The sequence below is a fragment of the Gemmobacter caeruleus genome, assembly GCF_008271655.1.
In the GTDB taxonomy this organism is placed as follows: Bacteria; Pseudomonadota; Alphaproteobacteria; order Rhodobacterales; family Rhodobacteraceae; genus Gemmobacter; species Gemmobacter caeruleus.
In genome coordinates this window covers 421,899-446,904 of record NZ_VKKX01000022.1, presented here as the reverse complement: position 1 = coordinate 446,904, position 25,006 = coordinate 421,899, and the positions used below count along the sequence as shown (strand labels likewise).

Annotated in this window: 29 protein-coding genes and 1 tRNA gene; 15 read left to right on the top strand and 15 right to left on the bottom strand. The window is 67.2% G+C overall.

The window, feature by feature from the left end; translation table 11 throughout:
• Window positions 1–2 precede the first annotated feature (2 nt).
• Entirely contained in the window at window positions 3–1,016 is a 1,014-nt protein-coding gene (locus FOA17_RS09130; protein ID WP_238991771.1) for a TraB/GumN family protein, read from the bottom strand.
• Window positions 1,017–1,197: 181 nt separating this feature from the next.
• Here FOA17_RS09130 and FOA17_RS09125 point away from each other — a divergent pair, with 181 nt between their 5' ends.
• The 4 genes from FOA17_RS09125 to FOA17_RS09110 all read left to right on the top strand — a co-directional run bounded on the left by FOA17_RS09125 (window position 1,198) and on the right by FOA17_RS09110 (window position 4,630).
• The gene (locus tag FOA17_RS09125; RefSeq protein WP_149141158.1) at window positions 1,198–1,485 is read left to right on the top strand and encodes a co-chaperone GroES; all 288 of its coding nucleotides are present in this window, start codon (window positions 1,198–1,200) and stop codon (window positions 1,483–1,485) included.
• Between the two features lie 106 nt (window positions 1,486–1,591).
• A complete protein-coding gene (groL, locus tag FOA17_RS09120; RefSeq protein ID WP_149141157.1) occupies window positions 1,592–3,229 on the top strand; it encodes a chaperonin GroEL in 1,638 nt (545 codons plus the stop codon).
• A gap of 114 nt (window positions 3,230–3,343) precedes the next feature.
• Window positions 3,344–4,168, top strand: a complete 825-nt coding sequence (locus tag FOA17_RS09115) for a DMT family transporter (RefSeq protein ID WP_149141156.1) — start codon at window positions 3,344–3,346, stop codon at window positions 4,166–4,168.
• A 57-nt stretch (window positions 4,169–4,225) separates the two neighbouring features.
• Window positions 4,226–4,630: a low affinity iron permease family protein gene (locus tag FOA17_RS09110; RefSeq protein WP_149141155.1), complete on the top strand. Its 405-nt coding sequence runs from the start codon at window positions 4,226–4,228 to the stop codon at window positions 4,628–4,630.
• Between the two features lie 145 nt (window positions 4,631–4,775).
• On the opposite strand, the gene FOA17_RS09105 is transcribed toward FOA17_RS09110, so the two are convergent.
• The 3 genes from FOA17_RS09105 to FOA17_RS09095 all read right to left on the bottom strand — a co-directional run bounded on the left by FOA17_RS09105 (window position 4,776) and on the right by FOA17_RS09095 (window position 6,604).
• On the bottom strand, window positions 4,776–5,843 hold the full coding sequence (locus FOA17_RS09105; protein WP_149141154.1) for a 5-(carboxyamino)imidazole ribonucleotide synthase: 1,068 nt from the start codon (window positions 5,841–5,843) through the stop codon (window positions 4,776–4,778).
• The gene (gene purE / locus FOA17_RS09100) at window positions 5,836–6,321 is read right to left on the bottom strand and encodes a 5-(carboxyamino)imidazole ribonucleotide mutase (RefSeq protein WP_149141153.1); all 486 of its coding nucleotides are present in this window, start codon (window positions 6,319–6,321) and stop codon (window positions 5,836–5,838) included. The genes FOA17_RS09105 and purE overlap by 8 nt, the downstream gene beginning before the upstream one ends.
• 64 nt (window positions 6,322–6,385) lie before the next feature.
• Entirely contained in the window at window positions 6,386–6,604 is a 219-nt protein-coding gene (locus tag FOA17_RS09095; protein ID WP_149141439.1) for a YdcH family protein, read from the bottom strand.
• Between the two features lie 223 nt (window positions 6,605–6,827).
• On the opposite strand from FOA17_RS09095, the gene FOA17_RS09090 reads away from it, so the two are divergent.
• Window positions 6,828–7,283 carry an Hsp20 family protein gene (locus FOA17_RS09090; protein WP_149141152.1) on the top strand — a complete coding sequence of 152 codons (456 nt, stop codon included), beginning with the start codon at window positions 6,828–6,830 and terminating at the stop codon, window positions 7,281–7,283.
• 12 nt (window positions 7,284–7,295) lie between these two features.
• Complete coding sequence (locus FOA17_RS09085) at window positions 7,296–7,523, top strand: DUF1150 family protein (RefSeq protein ID WP_149141151.1); 228 nt, start codon at window positions 7,296–7,298, stop codon at window positions 7,521–7,523.
• 150 nt (window positions 7,524–7,673) lie between these two features.
• Here FOA17_RS09085 and trxB read toward each other — a convergent pair whose 3' ends face one another.
• Window positions 7,674–8,612 carry a thioredoxin-disulfide reductase gene (trxB, locus tag FOA17_RS09080; protein WP_149141150.1) on the bottom strand — a complete coding sequence of 313 codons (939 nt, stop codon included), beginning with the start codon at window positions 8,610–8,612 and terminating at the stop codon, window positions 7,674–7,676.
• A 209-nt stretch (window positions 8,613–8,821) separates the two neighbouring features.
• On the opposite strand from trxB, the gene FOA17_RS09075 reads away from it, so the two are divergent.
• Complete coding sequence (locus FOA17_RS09075; protein ID WP_149141149.1) at window positions 8,822–9,322, top strand: Lrp/AsnC family transcriptional regulator; 501 nt, start codon at window positions 8,822–8,824, stop codon at window positions 9,320–9,322.
• A gap of 462 nt (window positions 9,323–9,784) precedes the next feature.
• Here the strand turns inward: FOA17_RS09075 and FOA17_RS19725 are convergent, their stop codons facing one another.
• From FOA17_RS19725 to lgt, 4 genes are all read right to left on the bottom strand, one after another.
• A complete protein-coding gene (locus tag FOA17_RS19725; protein WP_162528210.1) occupies window positions 9,785–9,943 on the bottom strand; it encodes a hypothetical protein in 159 nt (52 codons plus the stop codon).
• 230 nt (window positions 9,944–10,173) lie between these two features.
• Window positions 10,174–10,944 carry a peptidoglycan editing factor PgeF gene (pgeF, locus tag FOA17_RS09070; protein ID WP_149141148.1) on the bottom strand — a complete coding sequence of 257 codons (771 nt, stop codon included), beginning with the start codon at window positions 10,942–10,944 and terminating at the stop codon, window positions 10,174–10,176.
• A gap of 3 nt (window positions 10,945–10,947) precedes the next feature.
• A complete protein-coding gene (locus FOA17_RS09065; protein ID WP_149141147.1) occupies window positions 10,948–12,003 on the bottom strand; it encodes a class I SAM-dependent methyltransferase in 1,056 nt (351 codons plus the stop codon).
• Entirely contained in the window at window positions 11,990–12,907 is a 918-nt protein-coding gene (gene lgt, locus FOA17_RS09060; RefSeq protein WP_149141146.1) for a prolipoprotein diacylglyceryl transferase, read from the bottom strand. The genes FOA17_RS09065 and lgt overlap by 14 nt, the downstream gene beginning before the upstream one ends.
• Window positions 12,908–13,053: 146 nt before the next feature.
• Here lgt and FOA17_RS09055 point away from each other — a divergent pair, with 146 nt between their 5' ends.
• The 3 genes from FOA17_RS09055 to FOA17_RS09045 are packed head-to-tail and all read left to right on the top strand — an operon-like array spanning window position 13,054 to window position 15,409.
• Complete coding sequence (locus FOA17_RS09055; RefSeq protein WP_149141145.1) at window positions 13,054–13,323, top strand: accessory factor UbiK family protein; 270 nt, start codon at window positions 13,054–13,056, stop codon at window positions 13,321–13,323.
• A 53-nt stretch (window positions 13,324–13,376) separates the two neighbouring features.
• The gene (locus tag FOA17_RS09050; protein ID WP_149141144.1) at window positions 13,377–14,750 is read left to right on the top strand and encodes a sensor histidine kinase; all 1,374 of its coding nucleotides are present in this window, start codon (window positions 13,377–13,379) and stop codon (window positions 14,748–14,750) included.
• Window positions 14,751–14,758: 8 nt separating this feature from the next.
• Window positions 14,759–15,409, top strand: coding sequence for a response regulator (locus FOA17_RS09045; RefSeq protein WP_149141143.1), 651 nt, complete (start codon window positions 14,759–14,761; stop codon window positions 15,407–15,409).
• Here FOA17_RS09045 and FOA17_RS09040 read toward each other — a convergent pair.
• Window positions 15,406–16,023, bottom strand: a complete 618-nt coding sequence (locus FOA17_RS09040) for a hypothetical protein (protein ID WP_149141142.1) — start codon at window positions 16,021–16,023, stop codon at window positions 15,406–15,408. The two genes, FOA17_RS09045 and FOA17_RS09040, sit on opposite strands and share 4 nt — an antisense overlap.
• Before the next feature lie 6 nt (window positions 16,024–16,029).
• A complete protein-coding gene (locus FOA17_RS09035; RefSeq protein ID WP_149141141.1) occupies window positions 16,030–16,563 on the bottom strand; it encodes a hypothetical protein in 534 nt (177 codons plus the stop codon).
• A 239-nt stretch (window positions 16,564–16,802) separates the two neighbouring features.
• Here FOA17_RS09035 and FOA17_RS09030 point away from each other — a divergent pair.
• Window positions 16,803–16,876 (top strand) — tRNA-Gly (locus FOA17_RS09030).
• A 207-nt stretch (window positions 16,877–17,083) separates the two neighbouring features.
• Here the strand turns inward: FOA17_RS09030 and FOA17_RS09025 are convergent.
• From FOA17_RS09025 to fabA, 3 genes are all read right to left on the bottom strand, one after another.
• Entirely contained in the window at window positions 17,084–17,872 is a 789-nt protein-coding gene (locus FOA17_RS09025; RefSeq protein WP_149141140.1) for an enoyl-ACP reductase FabI, read from the bottom strand.
• A gap of 63 nt (window positions 17,873–17,935) precedes the next feature.
• Window positions 17,936–19,165: a beta-ketoacyl-ACP synthase I gene (gene fabB / locus FOA17_RS09020; RefSeq protein ID WP_149141139.1), complete on the bottom strand. Its 1,230-nt coding sequence runs from the start codon at window positions 19,163–19,165 to the stop codon at window positions 17,936–17,938.
• Window positions 19,166–19,185: 20 nt separating this feature from the next.
• A complete protein-coding gene (gene fabA, locus FOA17_RS09015; protein WP_149141138.1) occupies window positions 19,186–19,695 on the bottom strand; it encodes a bifunctional 3-hydroxydecanoyl-ACP dehydratase/trans-2-decenoyl-ACP isomerase in 510 nt (169 codons plus the stop codon).
• Window positions 19,696–19,822: 127 nt separating this feature from the next.
• Between fabA and FOA17_RS09010 the strand changes: the two genes are divergently transcribed.
• Both FOA17_RS09010 and irrA read left to right on the top strand, forming a co-directional pair.
• The gene (locus FOA17_RS09010) at window positions 19,823–21,085 is read left to right on the top strand and encodes an MFS transporter (RefSeq protein ID WP_149141137.1); all 1,263 of its coding nucleotides are present in this window, start codon (window positions 19,823–19,825) and stop codon (window positions 21,083–21,085) included.
• Between the two features lie 77 nt (window positions 21,086–21,162).
• The gene (irrA, locus tag FOA17_RS09005) at window positions 21,163–21,591 is read left to right on the top strand and encodes an iron response transcriptional regulator IrrA (RefSeq protein ID WP_149141136.1); all 429 of its coding nucleotides are present in this window, start codon (window positions 21,163–21,165) and stop codon (window positions 21,589–21,591) included.
• A gap of 29 nt (window positions 21,592–21,620) precedes the next feature.
• On the opposite strand, the gene FOA17_RS09000 is transcribed toward irrA, so the two are convergent.
• A complete protein-coding gene (locus FOA17_RS09000; protein ID WP_149141135.1) occupies window positions 21,621–22,331 on the bottom strand; it encodes a porin in 711 nt (236 codons plus the stop codon).
• 192 nt (window positions 22,332–22,523) lie between these two features.
• On the opposite strand from FOA17_RS09000, the gene FOA17_RS08995 reads away from it, so the two are divergent.
• The gene (locus FOA17_RS08995; RefSeq protein ID WP_149141134.1) at window positions 22,524–23,411 is read left to right on the top strand and encodes a LysR substrate-binding domain-containing protein; all 888 of its coding nucleotides are present in this window, start codon (window positions 22,524–22,526) and stop codon (window positions 23,409–23,411) included.
• Between the two features lie 164 nt (window positions 23,412–23,575).
• Window positions 23,576–24,982: an aspartate ammonia-lyase gene (aspA, locus tag FOA17_RS08990; protein ID WP_149141133.1), complete on the top strand. Its 1,407-nt coding sequence runs from the start codon at window positions 23,576–23,578 to the stop codon at window positions 24,980–24,982.
• Window positions 24,983–25,006: the final 24 nt, after the last annotated feature.

The window sequence follows — 25,006 nt, the reverse complement described above, 5'->3', positions numbered from 1 at the left end:
CGTCAGGGCGCCAGCGGCAGGCGGGTGACCTGCCAGCCGCGTTCGGCCAGCAGGTTCAGCACCCCGCCCTGGCCCGCCAGATGCAGCGCGCCAAAGGCCGCGACCACTGGCCCGCCGGCGGCCGCGTCTTCGATCACCGGAATCCAGGCGCGGTTGCGCTCGGTCATCAGCGCCTCTTCCATCAGCGCGAATTCGGCATCGGCGCGGGCCGGCGTATAATCGGGCATCCGCCCCGAGATCAGGCGCAGATATTCCCACATCCGGCGGCTGTCCTCGGCGAAATAGGCGGCAGAAAGGGTGATCGCGAAATCCGCCACCCGATCCTCCATCACCAGCGACGAACGCAGCATTTCCAGCTGCTGTTCCGGGGTCAGCCGGTCAAAGATGCGAAACAGGGTCGTATGCGGCTCCAGCGCGCGGATCGGGCGGCCGGCCTCTGTCGCCAGATCCATCACCCGATGATCCAGGCCGCGCCCGGCCGAGACCTCGGCCATGTCGCAAGGCGCGATGGCCAACATGGTCGCCAGATACCAGGGCCGCATCTTGGCCCCCATGAAGGGCGGGATCTTGCGCGCGGCCAGCGCCGCCGCGACGCGCTGCCATTCGGCAGCGGGCATCTGCTGCATCAGGCTGTCGCCCTCGGTCAGGAACAAAAGCGCGGGCGTCTCGGCGATGTCGCGCTTGAGCGCGCGCTCCTCCTCCGGCCCGGCCTCGACCAAGAGCGCCGTGGCCCCCGCGATCAGCGGGCGCATCCGGTCGATCACCGCCTCATGACGCGGATCGGCCATGTGATAGGTGCCCAGAAGCGTGACACTGGCGCCGCCCCGGGTCGCCTGCCACAGATTGCCGCGCGCAAAGGGCTGTGCCGCGGTCGCCGCCTCCAGCGCCAGGGAATCGGCAGGGTCGAGATGATCGAGCAGATTCGTGCCGGCGCAGCGCGCGGAGGCGGTGCCGGTCATCAGCACAAGCGCAAGTGTGGCGGTCAGGACGGGGCGGAGAAGCGACAGGATCGACATGGCGCCAGCCTGTCACAAGGGCGCAGGCCGCGAAAGCCGGGCGCCACCAAAATTTTCGCGAAAATTTTGGGCCCGCCGGTTGACAGGGTGCCGCCCCCTCCATAACTCTGCGGCGCGTTGGCACTCATCCTGGGTGAGTGCTAATCCCCATTCAAACTGGAAACCGAGGGAGTGTTACCAGATGGCTTTCAAACCGCTGCATGATCGTGTGCTGGTCAAGCGCGTCCAGAGCGACGAAAAGACCAAGGGCGGCCTGATCATCCCCGACACCGCCAAGGAAAAGCCGGCCGAGGGCGAAGTGGTCTCGGTGGGCGAGGGCGCGCGCAAGGATTCGGGCGAGCTGATCGCGCCGACCGTCAAGGCCGGTGACCGCGTGCTGTTCGGCAAATGGTCGGGCACCGAAGTCACGCTCGACGGTCAGGAACTGCTGATCATGAAGGAAAGCGACATTCTCGGCGTCATCGCCTGAGACGGCTTTCTGACGGGGCGTGCCCTGCGCGCACCGTCACCCCCACGGGGCGCGCGCGGTCCATCGCCGCACCCCACCCGCAATTTCAAGACACTGGAGCAAGCAAATGGCTGCTAAAGACGTCAAGTTCGATACCGATGCCCGCGACCGCATGCTGCGCGGCGTGAACATCCTCGCCGATGCCGTGAAGGTTACCCTGGGCCCGAAAGGCCGCAACGTGGTGATCGAAAAATCCTTCGGCGCCCCGCGCATCACCAAGGACGGTGTGTCGGTCGCCAAGGAAATCGAGCTTCAGGACAAGTTCGAGAACATGGGCGCGCAGATGGTGAAAGAAGTCGCCTCGCGCACCAATGACGAGGCCGGCGACGGCACCACCACCGCCACCGTGCTGGCGCAAGCCATCATCAAGGAAGGCCTGAAGGCCGTGGCCGCGGGCATGAACCCGATGGACCTCAAGCGCGGCATCGACCTCGCCACCGCCAAGGTCGTTGAGACGATCAAGGGCGCCGCCCGTCCGGTGAAGGACAGCGACGAAGTCGCCCAGGTCGGCACCATCTCCGCCAATGGCGAGGCCCAGATCGGCCGCTTCATCGCCGATGCGATGCAGAAGGTCGGCAATGAGGGTGTCATCACCGTCGAAGAGAACAAGGGCCTGGAAACCTCGGTCGAGGTCGTCGAAGGCATGCAGTTCGACCGCGGCTACCTGTCGCCCTATTTCGTGACCAATGCCGACAAGATGGTCGCCGAACTGGAAGACGCCCTGATCCTGCTGCACGAAAAGAAACTGTCGTCGCTGCAACCGATGGTCCCGCTGCTGGAAGCCGTGATCCAGTCGCAGCGCCCGCTGATCATCGTGGCCGAAGACGTGGAAGGCGAAGCGCTGGCGACCCTCGTGGTCAACAAGCTGCGGGGCGGCCTGAAGATCGCCGCCGTCAAGGCGCCGGGCTTCGGTGATCGCCGCAAGGCCATGCTGCAAGACATCGCCATCCTGACCGGCGGCCAGGTCATCTCCGACGACCTGGGCATGAAGCTCGAGAATGTCACCATCGACATGCTGGGCAAGGCCAAGAAGGTCACCATCAACAAGGACAACACCACCATCGTTGATGGCTCGGGCGACAAGGCCGAGATCGAGGCCCGCGTGGCCCAGATCCGCACCCAGATCGAGGAAACCACCTCGGATTACGACCGTGAAAAGCTGCAAGAGCGCGTGGCCAAACTGGCCGGCGGTGTTGCGGTGATCCGCGTCGGCGGTGCGACCGAAGTCGAAGTGAAAGAGCGCAAGGACCGCGTCGATGACGCGCTGAACGCGACCCGTGCCGCCGTTCAGGAAGGCATCGTTGTCGGCGGCGGCGTGGCCCTGGTTCAGGCCGGCAAGGTGCTGGAAGGCCTGACCGGCGCCAATGGCGACCAGAGCGCCGGCATCGTCATCGTCAAGCGCGCCCTGGAAGCGCCGCTGCGCCAGATCGCTGAAAACGCTGGCGTCGATGGCGCTGTCGTGGCCGGCAAGGTGCGCGAATCCTCGGACAAGAACTTTGGCTTCAACGCCCAGACCGAGGAATATGGCGACATGTTCACCTTCGGCGTGATCGACCCGGCCAAGGTGACCCGCACCGCGCTGGAAGACGCGGCTTCGGTCGCCTCGCTGCTGATCACCACCGAGGCGATGATCGCCGACAAACCGGCCGACAAGGCCGCGCCGGCGATGCCGGGCGGCGGCGGCATGGGCGGCATGGATTTCTGATCCAACCGCTTCAGTCAGGGAAAAGGGCGCCTTCGGGCGCCCTTTTTTCATGCGCACGCCGCTGCGACCAAGGCAGGGCTTGAGGGCGGCGTGCCGCTCCCCTAGCGTCGCGGGATGCGTCTCCTGGCCCTCACCCTGCTGACCCTCTGCGCCTTCGCGGCCAATTCGATCCTGACCCGCGCCGCGCTGACCGAGGGCGCGGCCACGCCGCTGGTCTTTGCCGCCCTGCGCGTGGCCTCGGGCGCGGCGATGCTGGTTCTGCTGCTGCGCCTGCAAGGGCGGCCCCTGCCGCCGCCGCGCCCGGGCGCGGTGCTGGCGCTTGCGGCCTATATGCTGGGCTTTTCGCTGGCCTATCTTGATCTTGCGGCAGGGGCGGGGGCGCTGATCCTGTTTGGCGGCGTGCAGATCACCATGTTCGCCGGCGCCGCCCTCATGGGCGAAGACCTGCCCCCGCGCCGCATCGCCGGGGCGGCGCTGGCCTTTGCCGGCCTTGTCTGGCTGATGCTGCCGGCGGCGGGCGCGGTGCCGGGGGCGCTGCCGGCCGCGCTCATGCTGGTGGCGGCCCTGGGCTGGGGCCTCTATTCGCTGGCCGGCAAAAGCGCGGCTGACCCGCTGGCCGCCACGGCCAGCAATTTTCTCTGGACCCTGCCGCTGGTTGCGCTGCCGCTCCTCTGGACCGGGGCGCCCTCGCCCAGTCCGACGGGCTGGCTGCTGGCGCTGACCTCGGGGGCGGTGACCTCGGGCCTGGGCTATGCGCTCTGGTATGCGCTGCTGCCGCAACTGGGCGCCGCCCGTGCCGCGGTGGCGCAACTTGCGGTGCCGGTGATCGCGCTGATCGCCGGCGCGCTGCTTCTGGCCGAACGGCCCGCCCCGGCCGCCCTCGCCGCCGCGACACTGGTCCTTGCCGGGGTCGCCCTCGCCAGCCGCAGCCCGCGCTGAACCCTTGCCGCGCCCGCCGCTTTCTGCATGATGCGACGACCATCACAGGGGAACCCGATGCCCGCCGGCTACAGCTCCATCGCCAAGCGCGTCTCCCGCTGGACGGGCAAGCCCATGACCTTCCTGCTGGCCCTCGGCATCATCCTGCTCTGGATCGTCACCGGCCCGATCTTCGGCTTTTCCGATACATGGCAACTGGTGATCAACACCGGCACCACCATCGTCACCTTCCTCATGGTCTTCCTGATCCAGAACACCCAGAACCGCGACACCGCGGCGCTGCAACTGAAACTCGACGAACTGATCCGCGCCACCCAGGGCGCGCATAACGCGCTGCTTGACCTTGAAGAACTGGAGGAACGCCAGCAAGAGGCCTTCCGCAGCCGCTATGAACGCCTCGCGATGGAGGCGCGGCGCAAGCTCGCCGAGGGCGGCGCCGACACCGACACGCCCGAAAGTTGACCCGCGACCGGCTCTTGCTTCTTGCCCAAATACTCAAAAAACCCACGCCATCGCCCGCATGGCGCCGGGCAAAGGCGGACCGGCCCCGCCTCCCATGGCAATGCCGGCCGAGGGGGCTCGATGCCCCCGAGGGCGGCCCCTGTCTTCAGGTCACCACGCGGTTCACATGGCCCATCTTGCGGCCCGGCCGGGCTTCGGCCTTGCCATAGAGATGCAGCGCTGCATTGCGTTCGCGGGCGATCTCGGGCACGCGCAACACATCGTCACCGATCAGGTTCTCCATCACCACATCGGAATGGCGGCTGCCATCGCCCAGAGGCCAGCCGGCCACGGCGCGGATATGCTGTTCGAACTGGTCCACCGCACAGCCATTCTGCGTCCAGTGGCCCGAATTATGCACCCGCGGCGCGATCTCGTTCACGATCAGCCCGGCGGGGGTCACGAACAGTTCCACCCCCATCACGCCGACATAATCCAGCGCATTGAGGATGCGCGCCGCCAGCAGAACCGCATCGCCACGCTGGCCCTTGCTCAGCCGCGCGGGCAGGGTGGTGGTATGCAGGATGCCGTCGCGATGCACATTCTCGCCGGGATCATAGCAGGCGACCGACCCGTCCAGCCCGCGCGCGGCGATCACCGATACCTCGTGGCTGAACTCTACAAAGCCCTCCAGCACCGCCGGGGCGCCCTGCATGGCGGCCAGCGCGGCCTCGGCATCGTCCGGCGTGCGGATCCGGGCCTGGCCCTTGCCGTCATAGCCCAGCCGCGTGGTCTTGAGGATGGCGGGCGCGCCGATCCGCGCCAGCGCCACGGTCAGATCCTCGATCCCGTTCACCGCCGCATAGGGCGCGGTGGTCAGGCCCAGCCCGCTGAGGAAATCCTTTTCCAGAATGCGGTCCTGCGACACCGCCAGCGCCCGGCGATTGGGGCGGATCGGGCGCCGCGCCTCCAGCAGGTCAAGCGCCTCGGTCGGGATATTCTCGAATTCATAGGTGATCACATCGACCGAATCGGCAAAGGCGATCAGCGCCGCCGCATCGCCATAACCGGCGGTCGTCACCCGGTCGGCCACATGCGCGGCGGGCGGGTTTTCGGCCGGTTCATAGACATGGGTCCGATAGCCCAGCCGCGCCGCCGCGACCGAGAGCATGCGCCCCAGCTGGCCACCGCCCAGAATGCCGATCACCGATCCGGGGGCAAGCATCTCATTCATCCTTCGGCTCCTCCGGGATCGAGGCCGACAGCGCCGCGCGCCAGGCATCCAGCCGTGCCGCCAGCGCCGGGTCGGAAATCGCGAGGATTCCCGCCGCCATCAGCCCGGCATTCGCCGCCCCCGCCGCCCCGATCGCCATCGTGGCCACCGGATAGCCCTTGGGCATCTGCACGATGGAATAGAGGCTGTCCACGCCCGACAGGGCCTTGGTCTGCACCGGCACGCCGATCACCGGCACGCGGGTCTTCGACGCCATCATGCCCGGCAGATGGGCCGCGCCGCCGGCCCCGGCGATGATGACCTTCAGCCCGCGCCCCGCGGCCTCCTTGCCATAGGTCCAAAGCCGGTCGGGCGTGCGATGCGCGCTGACGATGCGGGCCTCATAGGGGATGCCCAGCTCGTCGAGGATCGTCGCCGCCTCGCGCATCGTTGGCCAGTCGGACTGGCTGCCCATGATGATTCCGACGTCAACGGCCATGGCGTCCCCCTTTGTTTGCTGGCGCTTTAGCGCGGGGCGGGGCGGGGGGCAAGCAGGGAAGGGGTCAGGCGATGATGTCGGGGATCAGCTGATCCTCGATCTTCACGATCTGGTCCTTGAGCGCGAGCTTCTGCTTCTTCAGCCGGCGCAGGGTCAGCTGATCGGGGCGGCCCGTCTCCTCCAGCGCGGAAATCGCCTCGTCAAGGTCGCGATGTTCGCGGCGCAGAACCTCAAGCCGGATGCGCAGCATCTCTTCGAGGTTGAGTTCCATCGACGCATTCATGGCATGATCCCGGGGCATGTTCCTGACGCGCGGCTGGGTTCGAGTCGCGCAACTGGTATAAATATACCGATTTTTCCGTGCATTGGGAAGAAATCTGCCGCAATTCCGCGCGATCCGTCGTAGCCCGCGGGGCTTGCGCGGCGGGCGCGACCTTCCCATATTGAACGCAAGCCGGCGCCCGACGGGGCCGCGCGCAAGTTGTCGCTTTTCCAAGGACACATCCATGACGAAGATCAGTTTCGGGGCGCATCCCTATCTGCTCGGCTTCGAGCAGCTGGAACGTCTGGTCGAACGCACCGCCAAGTCGGGCGACGGCTATCCCCCCTTCAACATCGAGGCGGTGAGCGAGAACGCCTATCGCATCACCCTGGCCGTCGCGGGCTTCCGCGAGGAAGAACTGGCCATCACGGTAGAGGATCGCCAGCTGGTGATCCGGGGCCGTCAGGCCGATGACAGCGCCGAACGGGTCTGGCTGCATCGCGGCATCGCAAGCCGCGCCTTTCAGCGCAGTTTCGTGCTGGCCGACGGGGTGGAGGTGGCGGGCGCCCATATGGAACACGGGCTGCTGCATATCGACCTGCGCCGCGTGGTGCCCGAGGCGGTGGTGCAGACCATCCCGATCCGGTCGGGGCGCAGCGACGCGCCGGTGCCGCCGGTGAAGCGGATCGAAGCCAAGTGAAGGGAGCGGATCATGGATACGAAAGTGAATTTTCTGGCCGAAGCCGAGGATCGCATCGTCTATGTGCGGCCGGTGGCGGTGACTGAACTGCCCGAGGAGATCCGCGCCCAGGCGGCCGGGCTGGACCGGCTTTATGCCCTGCATCGCCCCGATGGCGCCCGTCTGGCGCTGGTGCGTGACCGCGACATGGCCTTTGCGCTGGCGCGGCAGAACGATCTGGCGCCGGTCAACGCGCATTGATCGGGGCGCGCACTGACCCCGGTGCCTTTACCCCGGCCTTCGCGCGGCTGCGCGGGAGGAATTTGAGTATTTGGGCAAGAAGCAAAGCCCGGAACGCAGAAAGGGGCGGCAAAACGGGCCGCCCCTTTTTCATGTTTGCGCCTGACCGGATCAGTGCCCGGCGAGGAAGCGTTCCGCGTCCAGCGCGGCCATGCAGCCCATGCCGGCGCTGGTGATGGCCTGGCGGTAGATGTGATCGGTCAGATCGCCCGCCGCGAAGACACCGGGGATCGAGGTGCGGGTCGAACCGGGTTCGACCTTCACATAGCCGCCATTGTGCAGCTCAAGCTGGTCCTTCACCAGTTCCGAGGCCGGGGCATGCCCGATCGCCACGAAGAAGCCGGCGCAGGGCACATCGGTCGTCGCGCCGGTTTCGACGTTGCGGGCGCGGACGGCGGTGACGCCCAGCGGCGACTCGGTGCCCAGAACCTCGGTCACTTCGTGGTTCCACAGCAGTTCGACCTTGGGGTTCTTGAACAGCCGGTCCTGCATGATCTTTTCGGCGCGCAGGCTGTCGCGGCGGTGGATCAGCGTGACCTTGGTCGCGAAATTCGTGAGGAACAGGGCCTCTTCCACCGCGGTATTGCCGCCGCCGATCACCACCACCTCCTTGCCGCGATAGAAGAACCCGTCGCAGGTGGCGCAGGCCGAGACGCCAAAGCCCTTGAACTTTTCCTCGGAGGGCAGGCCCAGCCATTTGGCCTGGGCGCCGGTGGCGAGGATCACCGCATCGGCGGTATAGGTGGTGCCGCTATCGGCGGTTGCGACAAAGGGCCGCTGCCCGAGATCGAGCGCCGAGATATAGTCGCTGACGATGCTGGCGCCCATGGCGCGGGCATGTTCCTCCATCCGCACCATCAGGTCGGGGCCCTGGACATGCGTGTCGCCGGGCCAGTTTTCCACCTCGGTGGTGATGGTCAACTGCCCGCCCGGTTGCAGGCCCTGCACCAGAACGGGTTCCAGCATCGCGCGGGCGGAATAGACGGCGGCGGTATAGCCCGCCGGGCCGGAGCCGATGATCAGAACCTTGCTGTGCCGCGTCTCGCCCATATTGCCCTCGTCGCCCTGCTGTCTGCATCTGTTGCGGGCTTCATATAGGCAGGCGCGGGGCCAAGGGCAAACCCCTTTGCTGCGGGGTGGAAGCGGTGTCGAAACGGGCAAGATGCGAAATAATATTGCGCAGGGCGGCGTAAAATCCTAATGTCCGCGCAAAGACACCGCCCGACCTGACTGCGGTGCGCACAACAAGGAAGTATCTCATGGCCGGTTCGCGGCTGGACCCGATCGACCGTCACATCCTGGCCGAGTTGCAGGCCGATGGGCGGATGACCAATGTGGAATTGGCAAAGCGCGTCGGCATTTCGGCGCCGCCCTGTCTGCGCCGGGTGCGCACGCTGGAGGAGGCGGGCTATATCCGCGGCTATCACGCCGATATCGACGCGCGCGAGCTGGGATTTGAAGTGGCAGTCTTTGCCATGGTGCGGCTGCACAGCCAGGCGGAAAGCGATCTGTCGGCCTTTGAGACGCGCTGCCGCAACTGGCCCTTGGTGCGCGAATGCCACATGCTCAATGGTGAGATCGACTTCATCCTGAAATGTGTGGCGCCCGATTTGTCGAGCTTTCAGGGCTTTCTGACCGGCGAATTGCTGAAGGCCGAGAATGTGGCCAGCGTGAAGACCAGCCTGGTGATCCGCTGCGCCAAGGATGAGCCGGGGCTGCCCTTCGACGTGCTGGAGGAACGGCTGACCCGTTCGGCCTGACCGCCGCATAGCCCCACGGCCCCGCGCGAAACGATCAAAGCCGCCCGAGGGGCGGCTTTTGTATTGGGGCTGAGGGGATTATGGGGTCTGGGGGGATTCAGAACAGGCGGCCCCTTTAGCCTGGCAGAGGGTCCCGGCAGGGCCGCCCGTACTGGAGCATCACACACGAACCTGACCGGCGGAACACTCCGGCCTCGGGCGAGGGGTGCCGATGGTCTTACCGCGCCATCGCCCGATACAGCCCACCCGCAGTTGGGTCGACTGTAAGGCAAAGATGGCAAAAGCGCGGCGCTGTGTCAAAGAAATTCCTCTTTATGTTCCGTCGGTTCGACAGTGCCGCGGGCGGGGCGGGACTGTTTCCGACGGTTGGGCAATCCCGGCGCTGCGCGGCCGAATCAAGCTGGGCGCAAAAGAAAAGGGCCGCCCCGGCGCAGGGCGGCCCTTGGTCATGGAGCGGAGAGATCAGCGCGCGGCGCGGGCGGCGCTTGCGGCAGGGGTCTTCGCCTCGGCCGGTTTCAGCGCGGCGGGGCGGCGGCGTTGGCCACGCGCCCAGGGCATCGCGGGTTGCGCGGTTTCCGACGCGGCGATCACGGATTTCAGCCAGCGGCGTTCTTTCTTCATGGGCTTTCCCTTTTCTCTGCTCGGTGTGGTGACCCGTTCGGGCTTGAGAGAAGGATGACAGGCCATTGCGGCAAGGCTGGGCGGGGAATGTGGCATTTTCCGACCCGGGGCCGGCGGGGCCGGCTGCGGCGCAAGCCGAGGCGGCATTGGCGACAATGCCGATCTTCTGCGCCGATTGTTGCGCCCTTCGCGCGCCGCGCCCTGTTTTCGCCACAATTCGCGGCGCCCGGTTACAGCCGGATGCAGGAAATCAGCCGCCCGTAATCCGCCTCGCGGGCATGAGTCGTGCGGCGATAGGAATAAAAGCGCGCGGGGTCGCGATAGGTGCAATGCCGCGTCCATTCCGCCGATCCGATCCCGGCCGCCCGAAGCCGCCACAGCGCATAGCCGGGCAGGTCGAACAGCGCGCGGTCGCCTTCGCCCTGGGCGAAAAACCGGGCGGTTTCGCGGTCATCATCCAGAAAACCATAGACGAATTCCGGCCCGACCTCATAGGCCGCCTGCGAAATGGTCGGCCCGATGACCGCCGTGATCCGGTCGCGCCGGGCACCCAGCCGTTCCATCGCGTCGAGCGTCGCCTCCAGCACGCCGTCCCGTGTGCCGCGCCAGCCGGCATGGGCGGCGCCCACCACGCCCGCGTCGCGATCGGCGAACAGCACGGGCTGGCAATCGGCGGTGAGGATGCCCAGCACCAGGCCGGGCGTCGCGGTGACCATGGCATCGGCCTGCGGCACCGGGCCGTCATGCGGCCCCTCGATCACCGCGACATCGGGCGAATGCACCTGATGCACGGTGATCAGCCGGGCGGGCGGGGTGCCCATGGCCTCGGCCACACGGGCGCGGTTGATCTGCACCACCTCGGCGATGTCGGTCGATCCGGTGCCACAGTTCAGCCCGGCAAAGATGCCGGACGAGGCACCGCCCTTGCGGGTGAAAAAGCCGTGCTGCACGCCGGAGAGCGCGTCAGAGGTGATGATCTCGATCTGGGCGACATGGGGCATGGGTCAGGCAAATCCGGGCGGGGGCGGGGTTCCGGGGGCATGCAGCGCGAGCGCTTTGAACAGCGTCCCCATTTCAGAGGGGTCGGTCAAGCGGCGCGTGGCGGCGAGATGGGATTCAAGCGCCGGTCCGGTCAGCCGGGCGGCCAGCGCGGTGCTGCGTGCGGCGATGCCAAGCGCGGCCAACAGCGCGCCCTGGGTGACGCAGGCGCCGGCGCAGGGGGCAGCGGCCTGGGCCAGGGCCTCGAAATCGACATGGGCGGTCAAGTCGGCCTCACCCGGCGCGGCCAGCGGATCGGCAAAGGCGTGGTGGCGCAGGGCCTGGAACGTGTCGCCGCGCGACCGCCAGCCACCATAATCGACGATCAGCGCGACGCCGCCATGGTGGGCGATCCGGGAGGCGATCTCGGCCATGATCGGGGCGGCGGCGGGGCAGATCTCCACCACCTCGCCGGGGCTGGTATCGGCCAGCCGGTGATCGAGCGCCGCAATCGGCGCCGGCGCGGCGCGCGCAAAGGCCAGCCGGTCGGGCGCGGTGACCATGGTTTCGCGCCAGCCGGCCGCATCGCGGGTGAATTGCCGGATCGGCAGGGCGTCGAAGAATTCGTTGGCGATCAGGAACAGCGGCGCCTCGGGTAGGGCGCCTGCCGTGTCGGCCCAGGCCACAGGATGGGTGCCCAGCGTGGCGCGTTGCCGGTCCCGCAGCGCGGGAGACGCCTCGACCAGCACCACCTGTGCGGCGGCGTGAAAGCCGGGCACGCGGGCGGTGGCGCGCAGGATGTCGGCCATCAGGGTGCCCCGGCCCGGCCCCAGTTCGGCCAGGGTAAAGGGCGCGGGCGCCCCGCGATCGAGCCAGGCTTGCGCCAGCGCCAGCCCCAGCAATTCGCCGAACATCTGGCTGATTTCGGGGGCGGTGGTGAAATCGCCCTCGGCGCCAAAGGGCGGGCGCGTGGTGTAATAGCCATGCTGCGGGTGCAGCAGGCATTCGGCCATGTAATCGGCCAGCCGGATCGGCCCGGTAGCGCGGATGCGCCGGATCAGCAGCGCCTCAAGCGGGGTCACGACGCGCCGCCCGGATCACGAACCACAGCCCCGCCGCGATCATCGGCAGCGACAGCAATTGCCCGGCGGTCAGGCCGTAACCGCCCAGTTGCAGATAAAGGCCCAGCGGGTTGTCTTGTGTCACGAATTGCGCATCCGGTTGGCGGAAGAATTCGACCGTGAACCGCGCCAGACCGTAACCCGCAAAGAAGATGCCGGCGATCAGGCCGGGCCGGCGCAGCGCATTCCTCGCCCCGAAGACGAGCCAGAGCAGCACAAGCCCGAGCAGCAGCCCCTCCAGCCCCGCCTCATAGAGCTGGCTGGGGTGGCGCGGCACTTCGGCCCCGGTCAGGAACCACTGCCCCGGCACCGGGCAGCCCTGCGCGGCCGGGTCGTGGCACATGGTCGGGAAGATCACGCCCCAGGGCATCTCCGTGGCGCGGCCCCACAGTTCGGCATTGATGAAATTCGCCAGCCGCCCCAGCAGCAGGCCCGGCGGCGCGGCCAGCGCCAGCAGATCGGCCATCGGCAAAAGCGCGATCCCCTCGCGCCGGCAAAAGATCAGCCCCGCCACGACAACCCCGAGGAAGCCGCCGTGAAACGACATGCCCCCCTCATAGACTTTAAGGATGTCGAACGGGTGCGACAGGTAATAGCCCGGCTGATAGAACAGCACGAAACCCAGCCGCCCGCCGATCACCACGCCAAGGATGATCCAGGTCAGCAGCCGGTCCAGTTGCTCTGGGCTCAGTGGCGGCGCGGCGGACCACAGGCGCGGGGTGCGGATCGCGCGTGCCACCAGCCACCAGCCGATCAGCAGCCCCGCGATATAGGCCAGGGCATACCAGCGCAGCGCCAGATGCAGGCCGAACAGGTCGATCGCGAAAATCTCGGGCGAGAGGCCGGGGAAGGGCAGGCTGGACATGCGGGTCTCCGGGGTGGGTCCGGCGGGCGGAACTGGCCCGGTTGTCGGGCGGGGCTGCGGCATTGTCAACCGCCGCCACCCGCCCCCGGCCCTTGCGGGCGGCGCCCCGGCACCGCATATAGGCAGCATGGCACAGGAGTAGGCCCATGCAGACGCGCAGCAAGATCCTCGACGACATTTCGCAACTGATGACCAATGCCATGGGCGTGGCGCAGGGCGCGAAGACCGAGGCCGAAACCGCGATGAAAAGCCTGATCGACCGCTGGTTGGCCGATCGCGACTTCGTCAGCCGCGAGGAATTTGACGCCGTGCGCGCCATGGCCCAAAAGGCCCGCGAGGAGAATGAGGCGCTGTCTGCCCGTCTGGCCGCGCTGGAAGCTGCCGCCGCGGATGGCAAGGCCACCAAGAAGAAGTGATCTTCGGACCTTGGCCCGTATGCGCCCGCCGAAAGGCGCGCTAGAACAGGGGCATGACTGGCCAAATCACCTTCTGGCGCCGCCTTTCGCTTGCCGCGCAATTCGCGCTGGCCGGGGGCGTGGTCATGCTGGTCGCGATGCTGGTCGTCGGCCAATGGGTTGCCGCGCGGATCGAGGAGACGGTGATCCGCAACTGGGCCAACGCGACCGCCCTATACATGGAAAGCTTCATCTCGCCGCTCAGTCAGGATCTGGCCGCCAGCGATGAGCTGAGCCCGCTGGCGCATCGCGCGCTGGACGAGGTGTTTCAGGCCACCTCGCTGGGCGAAAGGGTGGTGTCATACAAGATCTGGAAAAAGGGCGGGCTGGTGGTCGATGCCTCGGATCACAGCCTGTTGGGACAGCGCTTTGCGGTGGATGATCACCTCAAGGCCGCCTGGGGCGGCGAGGTATCGGCCGAGCTTTCGGCGCTGGACGCGGCCGAAAACGTGGGCGAGGCCTCGCTGGGGATGGAGTTGCTGGAAATCTACAGCCCCATCCGCGAGGTCTGGTCGGGCCGGGTGATCGGCGTGGTGGAATTCTATGAACGGGCCGACGGGCTGATCGGCGATATCGCCCTGGCGCAGCAACGCAGCTGGGCCACCGTGGCCGCCGTCTTTGGCGGCATCGCGCTGGCGCTGTGGGGGATCGTGGCGCGCGGCAGCGCCATGATCACCAGCCAGCGGGCAGAGCTGGAACGGCAGGTCGCCGCGCTGGCCGAAATGTCGGAACATAACCGCGTGCTGCGGCTGCGGGTGCAGGGGGCGGCGGCGCGGGTCGCCGCGGCGCAGGATCAGGTGATGCGCCAGATCGGGGCCGATCTGCATGATGGGCCGGCGCAATTGCTGGGCTATGCGGCGCTGCGGCTGGATGGAATGCCGGTGCACGACAGCGCGACCGAGCGCCTGCAAGAAGTGGAACGCGCGGTCAAGGATGGCATCCGCGAACTGCGCTCCATCGCGCGGGGGGTGGCGCTGCCCGATATCGCGGCGCGCAATGCCTGCGACATCGTGCAGGGCCTGGCCGAGGCCCATGCCGCGCGCAGCGGCGCGCCGGTCGCCGTCAGCTGCGACGACACCGGCCTGCCGGTGCTGGGCGTGGCCGAAAAGACCTGCCTGTACCGCTTTGTGCAAGAGGGGCTGAACAATGCCTGGCGCCATGCCGACGGGCAGGATCAGGCGGTGACGCTGGTCATGCAGGGCGAGCAGCTGGTGCTGACCGTCAGCGATCGCGGCCCCGGCCTGCCGGCCGACCCGGCCGCCTCTGACGGCATGGGCCTGGCCGGGCTGCGCGACCGGATCGAGGCCCTGGGCGGCACCTTCACCATGGCGAACCGGCCCGGGGGCGGGGCCGAGTTGCGCATGACGCTGACGCCCGCATCGGCATGAGGGACGGAATGGACCAGATCAGGATCGTCATCGCGGATGACCACCCGCTTTATCGCGAGGGCGTGGCGCGCAGCCTGATGGAGGATGCGGGCCTGTCGGTCGTGGGGCAGGCGCAGGACGCGCCCTCGGCGGTGGAACTGACGCGGCGCCTGTCGCCGGATCTTCTGCTGCTTGATATTTCCATGCCCGGGGGCGGCGGTCTGGCCGCGCTGCGTGAGGTGCGCGCCCTGCCCAAGCCCCCGGTCATCGCCATGCTCACGGCCTCCGAAGAGGATGACGAGGTGATGCAGGCGCTCAAGGCCGGGGCGCTTGGCTATGTGTTGAAGGGCGTGGGTGCGCGCGACCTGATCGGCATCGTCAAGGATCTGGCGCGCGGGCAAAGCTATGTCTCGCCGGTGCTGGCGGCGCGGCTGCTGGCGGCGATACGCGATGGCGGCGCGGCGGCCCGGCAGGCCAATCCGCTGGCCGATCTGTCGAAACGCGAGGAAGATATCCTGCGGCTGGTCGCCGAGGGGCGCAGCAACAAGGAAATCGGTCTGTCACTGGATTTGCAGGAAAAGACCGTCAAGCATTACATGACCTCGATCCTGCAAAAGCTGCATCTGCGCAATCGGGTCGAGGCGGCGGTGCTGGCGCGCGAACATCTGAAGCCGCGCTAGCGCGGGATCATCTGGCGCAGCCGCGCGGTGTCTTCGGTGGTCAGCGGCCGGCGGCTGACGATATTGCCGCGCGGGTCGAACAGCCGATAGCGCCGCGCGCCAAACTCCTCGCGCCAGCCGGCGCTGTCGGTGATGGTGATCTTGCCGGGGCGAATGTCGATCAGCGCGGCAAAGCCGCTATCGACGCGGCGGGTCAGCCGGTTGCGATCGGTCGCGGTGGCGGCGCGGTGTTCCACAAGCTGACCACGGGCATTGCTGCGCTGATACTGCCCGCGCCGGATCTGTTCGCGGCTGCCATCGCGCGACAGGCGGATCACGCCTTCGGGCAGGCGGGGCAGGCTGTCAGGGCGGTCGCTGGCGCGGCGCGAATCGGACCTGTGATCGTGGTCGTCATCATCGTCCGACCCACCACCGCCCGGCCCGCTCTTGTCATCAACATCGTCGTCATCGTCGTCGCCCCGGTCGTCACCCCCGCCGCCCGAGCCACTGTCGTCATCATCGTCGTCGTCGTCATCATCGCCATCATTGCCACCCCGTGCCCATGCCGGGGCCGCCAGCCCCTGCATCGGCAGGCCCACAAGCAGTGTCAGCAGGAAAAGACGACGCTCCAGCATGGCAGTTCAGCGCAGGCCTCTCAGACGGGTGTAATCGGCGGTGGTGGCGGTCCGGCGGGTCACGGTGCGGCCGGCGGGGTTCTTGCGTTCATAAATGCCAAATTCGATCTCTTCCTTCCAGCCATTCGCATAGTGCACCTCGATGTGGCCCGCGCTGCGCTCGATCTCCACCACCTGACGACCGGCACGGGTGGCGGTGCCGCGCGGACGGCGGTCATCGGGCCGATGGTCATCGGTGCTGCGCCCCCGGCGATGGCCGGCACGGTCGTCATTGTCATCATCGGCACCATGGCGGCCGCCCCGCCGGTCATCGCCGCTGCGATCGTCCCGGCGGTCATCGCGCCCGCCCCGATCATCGCGACCCGAATCGTCATGGCCGCCCCGTGCCTCGGCGATGCTGGCCTGCACCGTCACGGTGCCGTCCTGCGGATCAAGCCGCAGGGACAGCGGCGTGGCGGCCATCAGCGTGGCCAGCGCCAGCAATACGCCCCCATGACGAGAAAGCGGGAAAAGCGGGGCGGGGAAAGGGGTCTTGGTCATGGTCGTCGTCTCCGGTCCTGGCCCGCCGGAAGTGACGGGGCCTTTCCGTGGTGACACGGGCCCGGCCCCGCGCCCATCCCGGCCCGACCTTTGCGCCGGGGCGGCAGACCTCCGCCACCCCATCATCCGGCAATGTTCGGGCACTGTCACCGGACCTTGGTCTGATCGAATATGGCCCGCGCGACCATCCCGGGGGGTTGCGGATCCGGCCAGCCCGATGATAAGCGGGGGTCAGAGCGGCGGGTATGGTGTAGTGGTAGCGCCTCAGCCTTCCAAGCTGATGGGGCGGGTTCGATTCCCGCTACCCGCTCCAGTTCTTCCCTGACGATTTCGGCCTGTTTCCCGGATGGCAGTCGCGCCTTTCGCGCGCCCCCGTGCCATCATGGCCTGCGATTGCATCCGGTGGCATGATCGCCGCGATGCAATGAAGAAGGCCGGGAGCATCCCCCCGGCCTTCCGATCCGTGATGCGGGTACTGGGGATACCCGCATCACGAAATTCCTGTTCAGGCGCCGATCCCTCAGAGATTATCGGCCTGCGGCATGCCGAGGACGTGAAAGCCCCCATCCACCCGCACAACTTCGCCCGTGGTAAAGGCGCCGTAATCGGAGCAAAGCCAGACTGCGGTGCCGCCCACGGCCTCCAGCGTGGCGTTGGAGCGCAGCGGGGCATTCTGTTCGGTATGACGATAGGTGGCGCGCGCCCCGCCAATGGCGGCCCCGGCCAGCGTCTTCATCGGCCCGGGCGAGATGGCGTTGACGCGAATGCCCTGCGGACCCAGATCATTCGCCAGATAGCGCGTGGCGCTTTCCAGCGCGGCCTTGGCCACGCCCATCACGTTGTAATTCGGTGTCACGCGGTTCGACCCCTGGAAGGTCAGCGTGATCAGGCTGCCGCCCTCGGGCATCATCTCGGCGGCGCGGCGGGCCACGTCGATAAAGGAAAAGCACGAAATATCCAGCGAATGCTTGAAATTCGCCCGGCTGGTATTGATGAACCGCCCGGTCAGCTCGTTCTTGTCGGAAAAGGCGATGGCATGGACGAGGAAATCCATCGTCCCCCAACGGTCCTTCAGCGCGGCAAAGCAGGCATCCAGACTTTCGTCATTGGTCACATCGACATCGACCAGCACATCGCTGCCGACCGAGGCGGCCAGCGGTTCCACCCGTTTGCCAAAGGCCTCGCCCTGATAGGAAAAGGCCAGTTGCGCCCCTTCATCCGCCAATGCCTTGGCGATCCCCCAGGCGATCGAGCGTTCATTGGCAACGCCCATCACAAGGCCCCGCTTGCCTGCCATCAATCCGGCCATGGCCTTCTCCGTCAAACGATTTTTCGTCGAAAAATCGGGGCGCGGCGGCCCCGAAACCTGCGCTCAGTCGCGATACTTGCTCATCACCAGCGTCGCATTGGTGCCGCCGAAGCCAAAGCTGTTCGACAGGACGGAATCCATGCCGACATTCTCGCGATAGGTGGTGGCGATTTCCTCGGGCTTCAGTTCCGGGTCAAGCTGGGTGACATTGGCCGAAGCGGTGATGAAATCGCCTTGCAGCATCAGCAGTGAATAGATCGCCTCATGCACCCCGGTCGCGCCCAGGCTGTGCCCGGTCAGCGATTTGGTCGAGGAGATCGGCGGCACATGGCCTTCGCCAAAGACGCGGCGGATGGCCTTCACCTCGGTCACGTCGCCCGCGGGGGTCGAGGTGCCATGGGCGTTGATATAGCTGATCTTGCGGCCTTCCGGCAGCGTGGCAACCGCCAGCCGCATCGAGCGTTCGCCGCCCTCACCCGAGGGCGCGACCATGTCATGCCCGTCGGAGGTGGCGCCATAGCCGGTGACCTCGGCATAGATCTTCGCGCCGCGTGCCAGGGCATGCGACAGCTCCTCCAGTACCACGACCCCGCCGCCGCCGGCGATGACGAACCCGTCGCGCGTGGCGTCGAAGGCGCGGCTCGCGGTGGCGGGCGTGTCGTTATACTTGGACGACATCGCGCCCATGGCGTCGAACAGGCAGGACAGCGTCCAGTCCAGTTCCTCGCCGCCGCCGGCAAAGACGATGTCCTGCTTGCCCATCTGGATCAGTTCGGTGCCGTTGCCGATGCAATGCGCCGAGGTCGAGCAGGCCGAGGTGATCGAATAGTTCACGCCCTTGATCTTGAACGGCGTGGCAAGGCAGGCAGAGTTGGTCGAGGACATGCAGCGGGTGACCATGAACGGCCCCATCCGCTTGGGCGCGCCCTTTTCGACCACGATCTTGTGCGCCTGGAAGAAGTTGGAGGTCGAAGGCCCGCCCGAGCCGACGATGATCCCGGTCCGTTCGTTCGACACGTCGCCTTCGTCCAGCCCGCTATCGGCGATGGCCTGCTGCATGGCGAGAAAGTTGTAGGCCGCGCCCGGCCCCATGAAGCGCAGGTCGCGCTTGTCGATATGATCTTCCAGCACGATCTGCGGCATGCCGTGAACCTGGCTGCGGAAGCCGTGTTCGGCATAGTCGGGGGCAAAGACGATGCCGGATTTCCCGGCGCGCAGGCTGGCTTCCACCTCGGCGGCATTGTTGCCGATGGGCGAGACGATACCGATGCCGGTGATGACGACGCGACGCATGGTGTTCATTCCTTCCGGGATCAGGAGGCCGAGAGGGCGACCTTCATGTCGGTGACTTGATAGATGACCTCGCCATCGGCCTCGACGATGCCGTTGGCCACGCCCATGGTCAGGCGGCGGGTCTGGAGGGCCTTGGTGAAATCGACCTTGTAGGTCAGCATCTTGCGGTCGGGCCGCACCATGCCGGTAAGCTTGACCTCGCCCACGCCAAGCGCATAGCCGCGCCCCTGCCAGCCGCGCCAGCCCAGATTGAAGCCGGTCAGCTGCCACAGCCCGTCAAGGCCCAGGCAGCCGGGCATGATCGGGTTGCCGGGAAAATGGCAGTCGAAGAACCACAGGTCGGGGGTGATGTCGAATTCGGCAACCACATGGCCCTTGCCATGTTCGCCCCGGTCTTCGGAAATGTCGGTGATGCGGTCCATCATCAGCATCGGCGGCGCCGGAAGCTGGGCATTGCCCGGCCCGAACAACTCGCCCCGCGCGCATTTCAACAAGTCGTCCTTGGTGAAGCTTGCCGGATAAAGCGCCATTTTGTCCCGCCCCCTCGTCATGACCGGGCGTCATGCCCGTGCAGGCGCCCTTTGGTTTCCTCTATCACCCCGGCTTTGGCCGTGGCAAGGGTAGGGGCGGCGGCAAAAGGGCCGCAAGAGGTGCGAGATGAAGGGTTTGCGGTATTTTATCGCTGCGACGGGGTTGGCCAATCTGGCCGACGGCATCGCGACGGTGACCTGGATCTGGGTGGCGACGCTGCTGACGCGCGATGCGGGGCTGATCGCGCTGGTGCCGGTGGCGCTGCGCCTGCCCTGGGTGATCTGCGCGCTGCCGGCGGGGCTGCTGGCCGACCGGCATGACCGGCGGCGCATCATCGTGGCGATGGATGCGCTGCGCGCCGCGGGCTTTGCGCTGGCGGCGCTGGCGCTGTGGCGGGCGCTGCCGCTGCCGCCCGCGCCGGCGGCCGGGGTCAGCTCGGTCCCGCTGTTTGCCGCGCTCTGTCTGGCCGCGCTGACCGTCGGCGTGGCCGAGGTGTTTCGCGACAATGCCGCGCAATCCTTTCTGCCCGCCATCGTCGCGCCGGCGGATCTGGAACGCGCCAATGCCCGGCTCTGGACGGTGGAGAATATCGGCAACGCGCTGATCGGCCCCGCCCTGGGCGCCAGCCTGCTGGGCCTGGCGCTGCCTTTGCCCTTTGGCGTGAATGCGCTGGCCTATCTGCTGGCCGGGGCGCTGGTTGCGCGCATCGCCACCCGGCGCGGGCCGGCGGCGGCGCGGGCGCTGCGCAACTGGCGGCGCGAACTGGCCGAGGGCTGGGCCTATCTGCGGGGATCGCCGCTCTTGCGGATGCTGGCGGTGACCACGGGGTTCTGGAACATGTTTGACAGCATGGTCATGTTCGCGCTGGTGCTGCTGGCGCAGGAAAAGCTGGGCCTGCCCGCGCAGAGCTACGGGCTGGTGCTGGCCGCGGCGGCACTGGGGGGCATCGCCTCGGGGCTGGTGGGGGAACGGGTCGTGCGGGCCATGGGCACGGTGCCGCTGATGCGCGTGGCCTGCCTGTCGGGCGCGCCCTGCTTTGCCCTCCTGACCGTCGCGCCGGGGGCCATGACCCTGGGCCTTGCCTTGGGCATGGCCTGGTTCTGGGGCACGACCTGGAACATCGTCTCGGTCTCGACCCGGCAGCGGCTGGTGCCGGATGCGCTGCGCGGGCGGGTGAACAGCCTGTACCGGCTGCTGGCCTGGGGCATGATGCCGGTGGGGGCGCTGCTGGCTGGGCAGGTGATCCGCTGGGGCGAGGGGCCGCTGGGTCGCATCGGCGCGCTGGAGGCGCCGATCTGGCTGGCGGCGGCGGGCACGCTGGCCCTGACGATCCGGGTCTGGCAACCGCTGGGGCGCCTGTTGCCGGGGGCTGCGCCTGCCCCGAACTGAACCGCGCGCGGGTTTGCATTTGAAATTCGGCAGTGGAACGCCTAGATTTGCGCGATATGCAGCAGCGGACACGCAGGATGACGGCGATCACCGAGGAAATGGCGACGGAACGCGCGACGGGCTGGCTGGCCCGTGGTGGCCTGCGCCCGACGCGACAGCGCATGGCGCTGGCCCGGTTGCTGGTCGGCGATGGCCATGACCGCCATGTGACCGCCGAAAGCCTGTTCGCCGCCACCACCAGCGGCCCCGAAAAGGTCAGCCTTGCCACGGTCTACAACACGCTCAAGGCGTTTTGCGAGGCCGGGCTGATGCAAGAGGTCGTGGTGGATGGCGCGCGCAGCTATTTCGACACGCGCATGGATGACCACCCGCATTTCTTCTGGGAAGACAGCGCCCTCCTGACCGACGCCCCGGCGGAGGAGCTGGAGATCGCGCGCCTGCCGACCCTGCCCGAAGGCACCGAACTGGCGCGCGTCGATGTGGTGATCCGCCTGCGCCGCAAATAGGCGGGCCGTTTCCGGCCCGCGCCGCCGCCTTACATCCCCGGCAGGAAGTTGAACAGCGACCGCGTGCCAAAGCTGGTGCCGCCCTTCTGGCCAAAGCGGAAATCGACGCCCAGCTTCACATAGGTCTCGTTCACCGAATTGCCGGCATTGTCATCGGCATTCACACGCCCCAGCTCGCCCCGCAGCCGTGTGGAGGCGCCCAGCGTGTAATCGCCGTTCAGGCCAATGCGCGTGCCATCGGCCAGATTGTCCGACGACATGTAATCGACCGAGGCGCCAAGCCCGATCCGGTCATTCATCGCCATGCGGCCCGACAGGCCCGCCATGGTGCCATTGCTGCCCGGTTCGTCGATGATGGCGACAAAGCCCTCAACCTCGGTCCCGCCCAGGGCGCGGGCATATTCCAGCCCGTAGAAATCTTCGCTGCCCACCACCTTGTCCCAGCCATAGAACAGGCCGGCGGTGCCCATCTCGCCGAAGGACCAGCCCAGGTGGGTGGTGATGTTCAGCGCCGTGTCATCCAGCGCATGCAGCCCGCTCAGCGACAGGTCGGTCTGCGTCACGAAGCCCGGGCCAAAGCCCCATTCCAGCTGCACCCCGGCGGTGGATTTGGCCAGGCTGCCGTCATTGACGAACATCGAATGGCTCACCTCGGCGCGACCGCCCAGGAATTCGGCCTTGGCGATGCCGGGCAGGATGGCAAATACGGCAAGGGCCGCGGTGAAACGGGGAAAACGCATGACTGGCTCCTGTGATCGGGCAGGGGATGCCCGCGACTGCTCGTGGCCTTTGGCCTTTTATCCACCAAGGATAGCGTCGGGGCGGGGCGCGCCGCAAGGGGGGCAAGGCGCGGGCAGCGCCCGCGTGATGCAGCGCCGACACGGCTTTTCGCCGCCGCCCGGCTTGCATAAGATGGCGACCGGGGGGCGCGGATGGATTTCAAATGGCTGGAAGATTTCCTGAGCCTGTGTGACACGCACAGCTTTTCGCGCGCCGCCGAACAGCGCGGCGTGACGCAAAGCGCGTTTTCCCGCCGCATCCGCGCGCTGGAAGACTGGATGGGCGCGGAACTGGTCAGCCGCGACAGCTTTCCCGTGACGCTGACCCCAGAGGGGCGGCTGTTTCGCGAAACCGCCGAGGAGGCGGTGCGCATGATCGACGCCCGCCGGGCCGAGTTTCGCCACCAGAAGGACAGCGGCCCGGTCATCGCGCTGGTGGCGCTGCACAGCCTGACGGTGACCTTTCTGCCGCATTGGCTGACCCGTCTGCGCGAGGTGCTGGGGCCGGTGGCGACCCGGGTCAAGCCCGAGAATTACGACCGCTGCCTGGAGGCGCTGACCGAGGGCGGTTATGATTTCTTTCTGACATTTCACCATGATGCGGTGCCGACACCGCTGGATCCGCGCGGCTTTCCACATCTGGTGGTGGGGCAGGATGCGCTGGTCGCCGTGGCCCGGCCCAACCGCCCCGCGCTCTGGGCGACCGAGGGCGAGGCGATGCCGCTTCTGCAATATTCGCGCGGGTCGTTCCTGGGCCTGATGGCGGCGATTGCCCAGGCCCAGCCCGGCGCCCCGCGCGTCTATGTCGCCCATACCAACGAGGCCAGCATGGCCGAGGCGATGAAATCCATGGCGGTAGAGGGGCATGGCATCGTCTGGCTGCCGCGCCGCATGGTCGCGGCGGAACTGGCCGACGGGCGGCTGGCCGTGGTCGGGCCAGAGCTGCCGCTGGAAATCCGGCTCTATCGCAACGCCGCGCGCGGGCGTGGCTTGACCAACCGGGTCTGGGCCGCGGCGGCCAGTCTTGAGATTATTCCGTAACGGAATAACCTTGCCGATATTGGCATTGGAAATGCCGCTTCCTTGGGCATATCTCAGCGATACCGGCCGCGAACAGGCCATGTGAGATCAAACAAAGTCCAATCCTGCATGACCGCCGGGCATTCCGCCTTGCGCGGCCCCAGCACCTTCATGCGATGGAACCCATGAAAAGAACCCGCAGCGAACACGATCTTCTTGGCGACCGCGATGTGCCGGCGACGGCCTATTGGGGGGTCCACAGCCTGCGCGCGGTGGAGAATTTCCCGATCTCGGGCCAGAGCATCGGTCAGGTGCCGGATCTGATCGTGGCGCTGGCCGCGATCAAGCAGGCCGCAGCACTGGCCAATGCCGATCTGGGGCTGCTGTCGCCGGTGCGCCGCGACGCCATCGTCGCCGCCTGCGAGGAGATTCGCGCCGGCAAGCTGCATGACCAGTTCATCGTCGATCAGATCCAGGGCGGCGCCGGCACCTCGACCAACATGAACGCCAATGAGGTCATCGCCAATCGCGCGCTGGAAATCATGGGCCGCAAGAAGGGCGATTATCGCCACCTGCACCCGAACGAGCATGTGAACCTGAGCCAGTCCACCAACGATGTCTATCCGACCGCGCTGCGTCTGGCGGCCTGGGCGGGGATGCACCGGCTGATTGCAGCCATGGCCTCGCTGCGCGGCGCCTTTGCCGACAAGGCGGTCGAATTCGCCGATGTGCTGAAGATGGGCCGCACCCAGCTTCAGGAGGCCGTGCCCATGACGCTGGGGCAGGAATTCAACACCTACGCCGTCATGCTGGGCGAGGATGAGGCCCGCCTGGCCGAGGCCGCGCAGCTGATCCGCGAGATCAACCTGGGCGCCACCGCCATCGGCACCGGCATCACCGCCCACCCGGATTATGCCGAGCGCGTGCGCGAACGTCTGGCCGAGGTGACCGGCATTCCGGTCATCACCGCCGCCGATCTGGTCGAGGCCACGCAGGATTGCGGCGCCTTCGTGCAGGTGTCTGGCGTGCTGAAGCGCGTCGCGGTGAAACTGTCGAAGACCTGCAACGACCTGCGGCTGCTGTCTTCGGGGCCGCGCGCGGGCTTCAACGAAATCAACCTGCCCGCCAAACAGGCCGGATCGTCGATCATGCCGGGCAAGGTGAACCCGGTGATCCCCGAAGTGGTCAATCAGGTCGCCTTCGAGGTGATCGGCAATGACATGACCATCACCATGGCGGCCGAGGGCGGGCAGCTTCAGCTCAATGCCTTTGAGCCGGTGATCGCCTACAGCCTGTTCCGCTCGATCAGCCATCTGTCCGCCGCCTGCAAGACGCTGGAGGAAAACTGCGTGCGCGGCATCACCGCCAACCGCGAGTTGCTGCGCGAGACGGTGGAGCGGTCGATTGGCCTTGTCACCGCGCTGAACCCCTATATCGGCTATGCCGCCGCGACCGAGGTCGCGATGGAGGCGCACCGCACCGGCAAGGGCGTCTATGAGCTGGTGCTGGAAAAGGGGCTGATGAGCCAGACCCGCCTCGACCGCATCCTGCGCCCCGAGGAACTGACCCGGCCGCAAAAGATTGTCGCCTGACAGGCGGGGGGAGGGGGCCGCAGC